Raw genomic sequence first — 13311 nt, 5'->3', positions numbered from 1 at the left:
TTTGATTCATATGAGAGGATTTTTATCGGAAGTTATCCGGAAAGAGGTTTTAAAAAACAGAGTTAAAAGTGAGGGAGGGGGGATCCCCCACAAACGTTTAACCCCGCTTTTAATTTTTGGTATACGTATTGTTAGATAGATTAGGTATAGGTCAATTGCCAGATAGGGGATGTGTCCTGCTTTCGCAGGACATTTTATCTTATTCTGACAGTTTTTCCGTTCTGACAGGTCTCGTTCTGACTGTTTCAGACTTACAGGACGTAGTTCTCAGTCTTAAAGACCGGGACTTCTGCCTTGTATTTGGTCATGCATTGGTCGACGAACTTGGCCTTGTCGGTCGGGAGTGCAGCGAGTGCTTTCTTGATGTCTTCGAGAGCGTTAGTCTCGAATTTGGTCAATTTCAACTTGCCGCCCTTGATACCTTCGTCGAGGATCTTGCAGCATTCTTCTGCGGCAGCCTTCGATCTGAGGTAGGTGTCTTTGCCGTTCTTGGCGATGGCTTCTCCGACTCTGTATGCGTTGTCGTAAGCGAGGACATAGCCTTGCGGGTCTCTGTATTTGTCGGAAAGGGTCAAGAGGTCACGGAGGACTTTTTGGTTTCCGGTCTTGATGGCGGTGTTCATGAGTGAACAGTCGTAAGCAAGGGATTCGACCCAAACTTGAACGGTTGTACCACCGAATTCGCCGTGGTATTCGACGGATTCGTTGGACCACATGTCACAGCACTGCATGGTTAAGTTGCCCATGACGTCGGAGTGAGCACAAGTGGAGGATTTTCCTTCCTGAGTGATCGGGACACCGGCGATGGATTTAACGATGGTGTTTTCGTAACCGCAGTCTTTTCCCGGGCCGGTTGCGCCTGCTTCGTAGGCTGCAAGGGTTCTGGCGGCGGAAATACACCGGGCAACGATGGCTGTGGTGTGGGCGAGGTTCTTGTCGAGGAGACCGCCGGCAATGAACATGGCGGTGTTGGCTTCGGCACAGTCTGTGTCGCCGGCAGCAACGACTTTTCTCTTTTTGGCGATGTCGACAATGTTTTGCCAGACAAAGTCCATGTCGCTGGTTCCGAGGACACCGATACCGAAGAGAACTCCGGCAATGTCGTCGCGGATGATGGCGTAGTCGAAGACTTCTTTTCCGCCCATGGATTCGATGGACAGAAGGTCGGCGCCTTGTGCGGCACACTGGTCGAAGGCTTCAAGCATCACATCATTTTTCTTGCCGCGAAGAGCAAGGAAGTCGCGGTCTTCACGAATGTCACCAATCGTGTGTCTGAGACCACATTTCACGCCGTATTCTTCATGGTATTCTTCCAAGATTGTTTTTTGGGCGTGGGCCACTTCGGCACCCCAGGACGGGTTGTTGGACATCTGTTGAACGTGTTCTGTTTCTAAACAGACGGCCGGCGCACCGATCTGGACGATTCTGGCCATGGCGTCTTTTGTAATTCTTTCGTATTCTTTCACAAGTGCTTCTTTAGAAACACCGGCTTGGGGTCTCGGTGCATAGTTTAATTCCGGAATTGTGTATCCGGCACCGATTTCAAGTCCTAATCCCGCTTTGACCGGGAATTTGGCATGTCCGAAAACCATTTCGTCTGCATTGGTGTATGCCATTTTTGTGTATCTGTTGATTGCCATATTTTTGCCTCCTTCTTAGTGGTAGTGGAACTCGTTTCTCATCTTTCCAATGTCTGCGCCATTCTTCAAAATGTAGTTTGCAAACTTGGCTGCTTCAGATGCTTCTTCACCATACACTCCGAGGCTGTAGCTCTCGACAAATTCTTGGTTCACAGCGCCGCCACCGCAGGCGAACGGGATTTTTAATCCTTTTTCAACCAGTTTGTCGTTGACTTCTTTGAAGGCATACATCGTGGTTGTCATCAAGGCGGTTCCGGTGATCATGACCGGCTTTTCTTTGGCAGCTGCGGCCACAACTTCGTCAACCGGCACATCACGGCCTAAGTCGACAACGCTGAATCCGTCGGCACGAAGGAGTGCGGCGACGATGTTTTTGCCGATGTCGTGGACATCGCCTTCAGCAACGTGGCAAACGATGGTTCCTTTGGATTTCGGAACTTCTTTGGTTTTGGTTTTACAGTAGTCTATTCCTTCGAGCATGGCGTCGGCAGACATCATGACGTTCGGAAGGAAGATAATTCCCTGGTCGTAAAGGTTGGAAACGACAGCCATTCCCGGAAGGAGTGCTTCGTCAATGAGTTTGATCGGGTCTTTGCCGGATTTTAAGCAGGCATCGAGTGCTTCGATCACGTCATCTTCCTCACCCTCGTAGATTGCTTTTGCGACTGCTTTGAAAAGCGCGTCTTTCGGATAGAGCTGTTCCGCCGCTTCGTCAGGGGTCAGTGCTTTTTCCATGGCAACATTGTATCTGACAAGAATCGTTGCAATATCTTCTTTTTTAAAGTCTAACATTTTATTCCTCCGTTTCAGTGCTAATTTTACAGAGATTTAAGAAAGAAGCAAAAACATCAAATTGAAAATGAACCGGTTGGCCTTTGTGATCCACAAACCGCACACACACACGAAACCGCGTTATTTTAGGGAGCGGTCAATCAAATGCCTTTTATGAATCTTCTCAAAAACCGTTTGTCATTTTCAGATGTTTGTTGACCTCTTTTATTACTGTAAATCTCTGCAACTCTAAAACCACAGATTTAAGAAAAAACCACAATCATAACCGGCCCCTTTCTCGATCGTTGTTTTACTTTCTCGGGCGGAACTCCGATCCTGCTTTAGTGAGTAGTTTTTTCTACACTCTAATCATTCAAATCTTGGGTATATACATTAACCGCATCTTATTTTTTTGAATTAAAATTCTTCATTTTCTCTAAATTGAAATTAATTAAAACAATTATTTCTTTATTGTCCGCCGTTTGTATATTATTTTGAAAATATTTTTTGATAAATTTAATTTGGTCTTCCTTTGAAAAATCCCATCCCCTCAGAAAATTGCATCAAAATTTTTGATATTTTAAACATATATCTCTTGGCGATCAGACTAGTTACTTTCTAAAAACAAAATATAAAATAACAATTATATATTTATTAATTTAATTATTGGGGGATATTAATTTGTTTTTTTGATTTCGGGCGGACAAGTTTATATACTAATTTCTTGCTGTGTTTGATTTTAATGACGGCTTTAACATTTTAAAAAAGCATATTAATATAGAAAAATTATTAAAAAATAATAAAGCGCCTATTATATGATAAGAACAAAGTAACCAAAAATCAGTTCATATGTTTTATTTTTCAGGAAAACTGCAAAAAATAAAGAAAAATGATACTCAAAGAATAAGACTGAAAAATAAAAAAGAGTCCCCTTTTTTTGAAAAGTCCGAAAAAGTGATTGCCGTAACGCGCGCGTGGGGCGCCCGTCAAAAAACAAAAACAAAAAAAGAAAAACAGAAGAGCGGGATTTCTCCCGCTTTTTACTGTATATATTATATTTTATTATTTTTTCAAAATCAGAAGTCGGTCATGACTCTAAACTGGTCGATTTCCGGGTTTCCGATCTTGGCGATGAATTGTTCGGCGGTGGAGCGAATGTCCTTTGAGCCGGTAATGGCGCGTCCGACCACTAAGATGTCGGCGCCGTCGCTGAGGGCCTTGGGGATGTTTTCGAGTTTAACGCCGCCGGCGACCGCAATGAAGGTCTTGGGCGAGATCTTTTTAATCGCGCTGATTTTCTCCCAGTCCGGTTTGGTGTTTTCGATGTCGATACCGCGGTGGAGTTCCACGACGTCCGGAACGGCTTTGAGTTCAATCAATTTTTCCACAACGGAAATCGGGTCGGCGCAGTTCAGCGTGTCCACGATGGCGTAAATGCCGGTTTTGTGGGCTTCGTCGATGACTTTGCGGATGGTTTCAATCGGCGCCAGAGCGGACACGACGATGGCGTCTCCGGCGGCGTCGGCGACCATACGGGCTTCCAAGTTGCCGGTGTCAAGTGTCTTCAAGTCGGCGACGATAAAGGCGTCCGGTCTGACTTCTCTGATTTTTGAAATCACGTCGGTTCCGAAACGCTTAATGAGCGGGGTGCCGGCTTCAATGATCAGGTGGTCGTTTTGCGGCAATTGTTTGACGGCCGACAGAACGAACTCCAAGCTGGTGGTGTCAAACGCCACTTGTAAGTACGGCGGGTTCCAGAGGCGGGAGACTTTGAATCCCATAATGGCGTGGGTGGATTTGTTGTTTTCTTCCAGCATTTTGTCCACGCTCGGGAAGCCTTCAAGCGCTCTTTTCAACGCCAGTTTGGTGGCGCCGTAGTTGAAGCGGTAAATTTTGCTGTAGTCTTCGGCGTCGGGCGCGATGAAAACGCTGGCAATCACGACAACGTCGTTGGCGATTTCTTTCGGAATGATGCCTTCTTCAACCGCGTCGGCGATGGCTTTGGCGACGGCGGATTGGGCCGGACCGAAGATTTTGGAGGTGTCGGCGCCTTTTTTCAAGGTCACTTTCGGCACGATCAACGTGGACGGTTTTGTCGGGAGGTTCGGGCGGATGACTGACAGGAGCGGGGTGTGGCCGGCGGACAATTGAGTGAGGCCGCTGGCAAACGCTTGGCCGACCGGACCGTCTTTGGCGCCGATCATTAAATCGACGTGGGCGACTTCCGCCCCGGTTCCGATTAAAGCTTCTCCGATTTCAAAGTAGGGCAATTTTGTTTCTTTGGGCATTTTAAATATCTCCGAGGGGCGCCGGCAATTCATTTCAAATTGAGAAGACGCCTTTTGCAATAGGTGATTAAGAGAGATGATTCTGAATGATAAATAATTGATTTTTATACATTATATGTAGTATTTGTAGAATGTGGTTCTATAAAATCATCTTATTTAAATAATTTTTTTAAGGCGGCCGGCAATTATTTCGTCCCCCCGTCCTTTTATTTTTTAATTTTTGCGGGCGGCGCCGCGTGCGTTACGGCGTTCATTTTTTGAATACCGGCTATCAGCCGGTTTCATTTCACTCTTGCAATTGATGAATGGTTGAGAGTCCCCGGTAGTGGTAGAAAAGATCGATTCCCCAATTGATGGCGCTTTTGTTTCGGCTCACCAGGTCGTGGTTATAAAAAAGCCCGTCTTTTGTGAACAGGGACAGCGAAACGAATTTGTCGGTAATCAAGCAGGACGCCAAATTCATATCCGGCGCGATGAAAAAGCGGACGTTATTCAGCCGCATGTACCGGTAATAAACCTCGGGATATTCGTTTTCGATCCGGTCCAAAACTTCCTTGGACAAAATAAAAGAAACGTTGGATCCCTTTTCGGCAATACTCAGATAGTCTTTGATGTATGTTTTTCGGAAAATGGACGAAATTTCAATCAACGACTCGACGTCTTTGAGTTCTTCAAAAACCTGCCGTGAACAATCGAAAATATGGGCGTGGTCCGGCACATAAAGATGCACTTCGCCGAGTTCTCCGATTCTGTTGAGCAGATGCGTCGGGAACGCTTCCAAATCCACATCCGGCCAGTAGTTCGGACAGCTGTCGAAAACCAAAAACATATCTAAAATGGAGATCATTTCCGGAACGACGCTTTTTCCGAGTTCGGTCAGCATAAAGACGCCGTTTTTTTCCGCAATCAAGTTGTTGCGCACCAAAATCCGGATCTGAACCATAATCGGGCTGGATTTCGAATCCAGATGTTTTTTAATTTCTTCAATGGTTTTCGGACCCTGAAGTAAAAACAATAAAATCAGCCGTCTTTTTTCCGATAAGAAAAGAGCGTCTGTCAGTGATTCATCTTTCATTCAAAATCCCCCTCAGTTTTTTGAATTATTCGTGTCATCCAATTTCCTGCTTTTATCTATTTTTTCTTTTCATTTTTTGCATGCCGGCGCCGCGCGCGTTATCGCCATCGTTTTGAATCACCGTCCGCGAAAAACGGACGTTGGCGTTTAAATTTCTTTTTTCCGGCCGGACCGGCTTTTTAAATATTCAAACAGTTCCTCGCCCCAGGCGACGGCACCGGGTTCGCAGCTGGCCAAAAAGGTGTAGTCCAAATTTCCGGACGTTGAATACAAAAACAGGAGAAGGACTTCGTTGGTGACCGTCACTTCCGCGATTTTCGTGTCGGCCGAGCAAATATAAAGTTCGGCGTGGTCGAGCCGGAGCAAATCGTTGATTTCATTTCTGTATTTGGCCGCCATGTCGACGATGTAATTGGTGGTGATCACCGACAGTGGGTAGCCGGCCATAAGCCGTTCATAGTAGGCCGGCGCGTATTCCGGCGCATAATAGGTGATGAATGTCTTGACCGTTTGGGCATTTTTAATAAAGCTGTTGATGATGGGATTGGGTTCGTAATAAACGGAGCGGAGATCGACATTGATAATTTCAAAATTGCCGATGTCGCCGATTCTTTGGAGCAGCTTGTCGGGAATCGGGCTGAGATCGTGTTCGCTCCAAAAACAAGAATCTTTTCCGAGAACGGATAAATTTTTGACAAAAGGAGAGACGTTTTCCGTCACAATTTTGCCCAGCATGGACAGCTTGTATTTGCCGTCTTCTTGGATGACCAGCTTGCGGTCGATGAGGACTTTAATTTGAGGCAGAACGGAGACGGATGTTTCGTTGAGTTCTATTTTGATGTCTTCAAGCGTCAACGTTTCCTTTTCTAAAAGCAAAAGAAGAACCGCTTTTCTTTTTTCCGAAAAAAAGACTGTGTCAATTAAAGAATTCATCTTTTCCTTTCCTTTCGTCGATTAATTTTATTTTAAACATCAAAATTTTTTAAAATCGAATTGAACCGGCTTTTTGCAAACGACTGTTTTTTTAATTTATTAAAAATCCCTTTATATTTCAATAAAAATGTATAAATTTTTATTAATTCTGAGTTATACGAAATAGGTTTGAACGATTATTAAATTAACCATTTTCATTATTTTTTGACTTAATGTAACTATTTTGATATTGTTTTGATAAATTACCTTTCAGAATTTACCGGACTATATATACGGCAACGTATCGGACAAATATTAATAGGAATAACTTCTAATAAAGTATTCGCTGGGTCATTAAATTCTGACCGAATGATGATATCAAGTTCTCTTTCTCTTTGAATGGGTACTTATATAATTCATGGGGTCGTAAATAATTTCAATTCCTTTGTCATTTAATCATGTGATCAACATATAAAATAAAGGAGTCTCAAAAATTATGAAAACAGGAGTTGCCATAGATCTCGGAACAAGCGGTTTTCGCGCGCAAAAGGTAAATTTGGAAACCGGTGAAATTCGAAAAACTGTCGTAACCATGCGAAACCCGCTTCCGGGTGCGAATGTCATGGACCATATGGATTTTGCCATCAGTTATGGTTTGGACAAAGCGCACCGGTTGGTGATCAATGCGATTTTGGTGATCATCGACCACTTGGGCGTGGTTCCGAATGAATTGGAGCGTTTGTCCGTCTGCGGAAATCCCATTCAATTGTCTCTTTTCCAGGGAATTCCGATCGACGATTTGGCTTATGCCGGCGAGCGCAAACGTGAAAAGCTCAACATTAAAGAGCAAAAGCGTGAATCTGTTATTTTGAAAAGCGATCAAGTGCCGGGGCTTGAAATTTTCCCGAACTGTTTTGTTGTGATTCCGCCGGCCATAAAGCACGAAATCGGCGCCGACGCGCTGGCGCTCATTGTGAATTCCGGTATGCTGGACAGCGATGAACTCGCGATTGCAACCGATTTCGGAACCAATGCGGAAATGGCGCTCAAGGCCAACAATGTGATTTATACGGGTTCCGCCGCCGCCGGTCCGGCTCTGGAGGGCCAGGAAATCAGCTGCGGTGCGCTCGCGTCTCCGTATGTGATTTCGGACGTCACGTTTGAAGGCGACAATATTCGCTGTTATATTTTGGACAAGGAAATGAAAACCGTTAAAGGCGACTTGGTGAATCCGCAGGACGGATCCGTCGTCGAGGAAGGCCCGATTCGCGCGAAAGCGATTACGGGAACGGGCGTCATTTCCCTTTTGGAAGAAGGCATGAAAAACGGCGTCATCAAACTGCCGAAAATTCAAACGCCGGACGGGCTCATTCACTTGCAGGACGGCATTACGTTTTCGGAACACGACGTCAAAGAGGCCGGCAACGCGATCGGCGCGCTTCGCGCGGGCCACATCACGCTTTGTAAAGCAGCCGGCGTCGAAATGGCGGACTTGAAAGTGTCCCACATGTCGGGTGCGGCCGGCACTTACATGGACGCGCGCAAGGCGCAGAAAATCGGCATGAATCCGTACAACGCCGAACGAATTACGCAAATCGGCAACACGTCGCTGAAAATGGCGCGTGAAATTTTGCTGTCGGACGAGCGTCTCAAGGAACTCCAAGACATTGCCACCAAGGTTGTCGGCACGCACGTGATGTTTGCCACCGATCCGTCTTTTAAGGAAGCTTATATTTTGGAACTGGCCTATTGGGGCGAGGGCATGGACTTTAAGATGCTCAAAAAGTTCCTCAAAAAGAAAGATTTGCCGCAAATCGATGAGCCGACGGTGGAGCCGGTCATCGATAAAATGGTGGAACGCGACATTCCGGTGTTCGGCGACGAAGGTTACGAACTGGTTAAGCAAACCGGTACGTATTTGTCCATGAAAATCGACAACTGTCCGGATTGCAAAGAAAAGATTCGCGAATGTCCGACGCATGCTATGAGTTTCAAAGACAACGTCGTTCGCATCCGGTCCGATTTGTGCGACGGTTCCAACTGCAAGAAATGCTCACGGTTTATGCCCAAGGATGTTTTCAGCTGGGATTTGCTGACGGTCGAAGATGTGGTGCCGGGCGAACCGATTGAAGTGGAAGAATAATCCAATTCAGCAGAACCGGAAAGAGTGAACGATAATTTTGGAAACAGTTTGGATTTTGTTTTCAGGAACTGAAAACAAAATCCACAAACTGAATCTGGAAACTGAATCTGGAAACTGAATCTGGAAACTGAATCTGGAAACTGAATCTGGAAACTGAATCTGGAAACTGAATCTGGAAACTGAATCTGGAAACTGAATCTGGAAACTGAATCTGGAAACTGAATCTGGAAACTGAAATATTTTTAAAAACAACATCTATTTTTCAAAAAACTGAGGCGGTACCTTGAAAGTTATTGTGATTGGCGGATTTTTAGGCAGCGGAAAAACGACCACAGTTATTCAACTCGGTACGTATTATTCATCTCTCGGAAAATCGGTCGGCATCATCGTCAACGAAGTCGGTGAAATCGGAATCGATGGCGACGTTATTTCTCAGTTCGGCTTGGAAACAAAAGAAATCACCTCCGGCTGCATTTGCTGCAGCCTTAAAATGACGCTTCGGTCAACGCTTCTTTTAATGATTGAAAATTTCAATCCGGATATTGTGATTATCGAATCGACCGGCGTTGCTTATCCGGGATTGATTCGCGATGAAATCGAATTGATGAATTTGCAATCTGCTTACGAAATCGCGCCGCTTCTGACACTTTTTGACGGCAGCCGGTTCAAACAAATCATGAAGGAAATCAAAAATTTCGCCTCCGGTCAACTCAAAGACGCCGAAGTGATCGCTGTCAGCAAATGCGATTTGGTGGATCCGGCAATGCTTCCGGTGATTGAATCCGGTATTCAGCAAATGAATCCAAAAGCGCAGATGATTCGGATTTCATCCAAAGACCCGAAAAGCATGGAAAATCTGATTGATATTTTGAACGGCAGCGGCGCGCCAAAAGCGCATGCCGTCAAATCGGAAAAAACACTGGTCAGCGCAAACGGCAGCCTGTCGATGGCCGGCGGCAACAGTTCAACGGCCGGATCAATTGCCGATTCCGGCGTCGGTTCGTTTGCAACGGAATATGTTTTCATAAATCAGGAACTTGTTCAAAAAATAAGCGATTCCGATTGCGAAAATATTGTCCGGACGGTCATGTCGGAAATTCAAAAAGAAGTTTTAGCTAAAAGTCCGAATTTTTTGGGGCACATCAAACTGTTTTTGGAAAACAACGGCCAAACGTTTAAAATCAATTTAACGACGTCGGAAGAAGATCCGCAGTTTGAAATTATTGCTGCGGAAACGCCCGTTTCGAAATTGAAAATTTTGTCGGCGGTCACGGGAATTGAGTCGCCGGATTTGAAAAAGATTGTCGTGGATTCCATTGAATGGGTTTTGGATGGTTATGGTATCAAACGTTGATTTTGATTGTTTCGGCGCGGCGCTCCGCGCGCGCGTTATGGCAATCATTTTTGAATAAAATAGAAAGAGAAAAGAGTATCGATTTTTAAAATAAAAAAAGCAACGGAACCACAAGGAACTCCTTGTCGTGCACGCAGTACACTGTCACAAGTGGTTTTACCCATTGCTTAAAGGACTATTTTATATTATATATATTTTTTGACTGTCCGTCTCAGCTCAATCCATTGTAAAAAGAGCGTTCATCGCGTTGACCAAGGCTTCCACGGACGCCATCACAATGTCGGCATTGGCGGATTTTGCGGTCACGGTTTTTCCTTTTTCATTTTCAAGCGTAATCGTCACTTTGGCCAATGAATCCGCACCGCCGGAAATGGCTTCAATGCTGAAATCCTGAACTTTGAATTTGGTGTCGCCGACGATTTTTTCAACGGCGCCAAGCGCTGCGTCCACCGGTCCGACGCCGGTTCCGGCGGCAATCATTTCTTTGCCGTTGATGTCCGCGCGAATGACAGCGGTCGGGGTGACCCGGTTTCCGGTCATGACTGACACTTCGTTGAGTTTGATCGCTTCGTCGATGCCGCGTTTGCCGAGAACAATCGACGCGACGACATAAAGATCTGCGTCCGTCACGGTTTTGCCGCGGTCGCCGATTTCTTTGATTTTGGCCAAAATCTCTTGAAGCTGCTCGTCGTTGGGGACGATGCCGGCATTTTCGAGATTTTTCAAAACCGCGTGTTTTCCGGCGTGCTTTCCGAGAACGATTCTTCTCTTCTGGCCGACCATTTCGGGCGTCATGATGCCGGGTTCAAACGTCGCGGATTTCTCCAAAACGCCTTGCGTGTGAATGCCGGATTCGTGCGAGAATGCGTTGTCGCCGACAATCGGAATCGTGGGCGGCATTTTCACGCCGGTGATTCGTTCCACCAGCCGGGACGTTTCGGTCAAATACTCGGTTTTGATGTTTGTTTTGTACCCGTAAATGGAGGTCAGCGCCATCACAACTTCTGCCAAAGACGCGTTTCCGGCCCGTTCGCCGATGCCGTTGACGGTCACCTGAACTTGGGATGCGCCGGCTTCAATCGCGGTGATGCTGTTGGCGTTGGCGAGCCCGAAATCGTTGTGGCAGTGCACGTCGTATTTCATATCCACCTGTTGGCACAACTCTTGAACCAATTTGTAGGTGGCTGTCGGCACCATCACGCCGACGGTATCGGGAATGTTCACGATGTCGCATCCGGTGTTTTTGACGGCTTTGGACACTTGGACCAAATAGTCAAAATCCGTGCGGGTGGCATCCATCGGTGAGAACATACACTTAAAACCGTGGCTTTTGATGTAATCGACGACGTCAACGGCAGCGGAAAGTGTTTCTTCGCGCGTTTTCCGGATAGTGTGCTCTCTTTGGATATCAGATGTCGGGATAAATGCGTGAATCATGTCCACATCACAATCGATGCACGCGTCGATGTCTTTGATGACGGAACGCGCGAGACCGCAAATATCGGAAGAAAGACCAAGACCGGCAATTCTTTTAACGGCTTCTTTATCTCCCGGCGAGGAGATCGGAAAACCCGCTTCAATTGCGTCGACGCCCAATTTGTCCAGCTGATAGGCGATTTCTATCTTTTTTTCAACCGGAATTGTTACCCCGGGGGTTTGTTCTCCGTCCCGAAGTGTTGTATCAAAAATCGTTACTGTTTTATTTTTCCGTTCGGGCGTGTAAAAAACAACACCCCATGTTTTCTTGATTGATCATAATAATCAAACCGTAATTCAGGGTTATGGTATTTATAATTATTTAATCGTGACTTTACGCGAAAAGTCTCTCCGATTCATTGATTTCTTTGCACATTTTATGATTTATAAGTTCAAAAATCTGTTATTGGGCACGCTTTTAATTTTTGTTCAATATCATATCATCCGTATAAAATTTTATATACAATCGAAACAGAAATCGAGTGTATTATTTGTTTTTGATTCATTCGCAGCAATCAAAAAAATGATATGTTTCAACTGTTTATGATGTCATTTTTGTTGGAAAATCAGGAGTTGGCGCTATTATTCAGATATTAAATAAGCAAAACATCATTTCCTTCATAGAATGTTGTATTTTATCATCTCCATCAATATTGATTTTATTTGGATCCCTTTCTTTTTTCATATCTGAATTGACATGGTTGTTAGAGGGAAGGACCACTCTCTGGCAAATAGTAAAAAACGAACCGTTCCTTATAGGCGTTATTTTAATTTTTATTTTTGGTTTTATTTTTTATTATGCTTTAAAGAAAAAGTATAATTTCGGAATGAATGTTTTTCTTTACGGCGTCGGGTTTACGTCGTGCTGTGTTGAACTGGTATTTCTTGTTCAGGTACAATTTGCTAAGTATGGGGGAGGAGGTATTGAAATCCTTTCATGGTCCATTTTTTATACGCTTTTGTTTTTGTTCGTTTATTATTCCTATGCAGTTTTAATTCAAAATGATGAAAAAGAGATCAGTAAGGTTACTTTGTATTTGCCATTCATGATTTTTATTTTTTCTTTGATTTCAATAATCTTAGAAACAATGAACTCTCATCCTCCGATTGCGGGCGTTTTCCTGTTACTTTTCGGATTATATTTTGCCGGCTGTTTGATTTCTAAAAAAATAAGAATTAGTCTTCGCGGATTTGCATGGAGTTTATTTTTGCCAATGTTTATTCTGCTTTGGTATACTGTTTTAACAACACCGTTTTTGTGAAAAATAAGTGGGGTTTATGATCATTTCAAGATCAAGAGGACGCCGGGATTTTTGAATAATTGGTTCATTTTTTTGAACAACGACACTTCGTTTCGATATCTGTCAACTATTTTTATTCTAAATATTTTGTTTCATTTTTAAAAAACGTTTTGATTTTTTCACTCCCCGCAACACTTATATACTAAATGGAATGTAGTAGGATTCCTTCTCATCATACGATGAAAAGGACTCACAACAAATGCTTTGCATAATGTTTTGAGTAAAAATTCAAATCATAAATTATAATGAGGTCGGGAGTTTTTTCCTTGACTGATATGTGACCTGATGTTTCGGTAAACTCTGACGGTGGTTTTTATCATCTTAACCAAAGTTAAGGTAAAAAAATCACTC

Annotated in this window: 9 protein-coding genes; 3 read left to right on the top strand and 6 right to left on the bottom strand. The window is 44.4% G+C overall.

Features of this window, described 5'->3' with window-relative positions:
- Nucleotides 1-251: 251 nt before the first annotated feature.
- The 5 genes from mtaB to MsAg5_RS09015 all read right to left on the bottom strand — a co-directional run bounded on the left by mtaB (nt 252) and on the right by MsAg5_RS09015 (nt 6707).
- Nucleotides 252-1640 carry a methanol--corrinoid protein co-methyltransferase MtaB gene (gene mtaB, locus MsAg5_RS09035; protein WP_338100307.1) on the bottom strand — a complete coding sequence of 463 codons (1389 nt, stop codon included), beginning with the start codon at nt 1638-1640 and terminating at the stop codon, nt 252-254.
- 15 nt (nt 1641-1655) lie between these two features.
- Nucleotides 1656-2432, bottom strand: coding sequence for a methanol--corrinoid protein MtaC (mtaC, locus tag MsAg5_RS09030; protein WP_338100306.1), 777 nt, complete (start codon nt 2430-2432; stop codon nt 1656-1658).
- 1055 nt (nt 2433-3487) lie between these two features.
- Nucleotides 3488-4699: a bifunctional 5,6,7,8-tetrahydromethanopterin hydro-lyase/3-hexulose-6-phosphate synthase gene (locus MsAg5_RS09025; protein ID WP_338100305.1), complete on the bottom strand. Its 1212-nt coding sequence runs from the start codon at nt 4697-4699 to the stop codon at nt 3488-3490.
- 286 nt (nt 4700-4985) lie between these two features.
- The gene (locus MsAg5_RS09020; protein WP_338100304.1) at nt 4986-5774 is read right to left on the bottom strand and encodes a helix-turn-helix transcriptional regulator; all 789 of its coding nucleotides are present in this window, start codon (nt 5772-5774) and stop codon (nt 4986-4988) included.
- A gap of 147 nt (nt 5775-5921) precedes the next feature.
- Nucleotides 5922-6707, bottom strand: coding sequence for a helix-turn-helix transcriptional regulator (locus MsAg5_RS09015; RefSeq protein ID WP_338100303.1), 786 nt, complete (start codon nt 6705-6707; stop codon nt 5922-5924).
- A gap of 475 nt (nt 6708-7182) precedes the next feature.
- Between MsAg5_RS09015 and MsAg5_RS09010 the strand changes: the two genes are divergently transcribed.
- Together MsAg5_RS09010 and MsAg5_RS09005 are read left to right on the top strand one after the other, a co-directional pair.
- The gene (locus MsAg5_RS09010) at nt 7183-8829 is read left to right on the top strand and encodes a methylamine methyltransferase corrinoid protein reductive activase (RefSeq protein WP_338100302.1); all 1647 of its coding nucleotides are present in this window, start codon (nt 7183-7185) and stop codon (nt 8827-8829) included.
- A 283-nt stretch (nt 8830-9112) separates the two neighbouring features.
- Nucleotides 9113-10183, top strand: a complete 1071-nt coding sequence (locus tag MsAg5_RS09005) for a GTP-binding protein (protein WP_338100301.1) — start codon at nt 9113-9115, stop codon at nt 10181-10183.
- A gap of 216 nt (nt 10184-10399) precedes the next feature.
- Here MsAg5_RS09005 and MsAg5_RS09000 read toward each other — a convergent pair whose 3' ends face one another.
- Nucleotides 10400-11932 carry a 2-isopropylmalate synthase gene (locus MsAg5_RS09000; RefSeq protein WP_338100323.1) on the bottom strand — a complete coding sequence of 511 codons (1533 nt, stop codon included), beginning with the start codon at nt 11930-11932 and terminating at the stop codon, nt 10400-10402.
- Nucleotides 11933-12351: 419 nt separating this feature from the next.
- Here MsAg5_RS09000 and MsAg5_RS08995 point away from each other — a divergent pair, with 419 nt between their 5' ends.
- Nucleotides 12352-12921 carry a hypothetical protein gene (locus MsAg5_RS08995; protein ID WP_338100300.1) on the top strand — a complete coding sequence of 190 codons (570 nt, stop codon included), beginning with the start codon at nt 12352-12354 and terminating at the stop codon, nt 12919-12921.
- Nucleotides 12922-13311 lie beyond the last annotated feature (390 nt).

This window comes from Methanolapillus africanus, assembly GCF_032714475.1.
GTDB classification, from domain to species: Archaea; Halobacteriota; Methanosarcinia; order Methanosarcinales; family Methanosarcinaceae; genus Methanolapillus; species Methanolapillus africanus.
The sequence above is the reverse complement of the archived record's forward strand: the minus strand, read 5'-3'. Positions and strand labels throughout refer to the sequence as shown.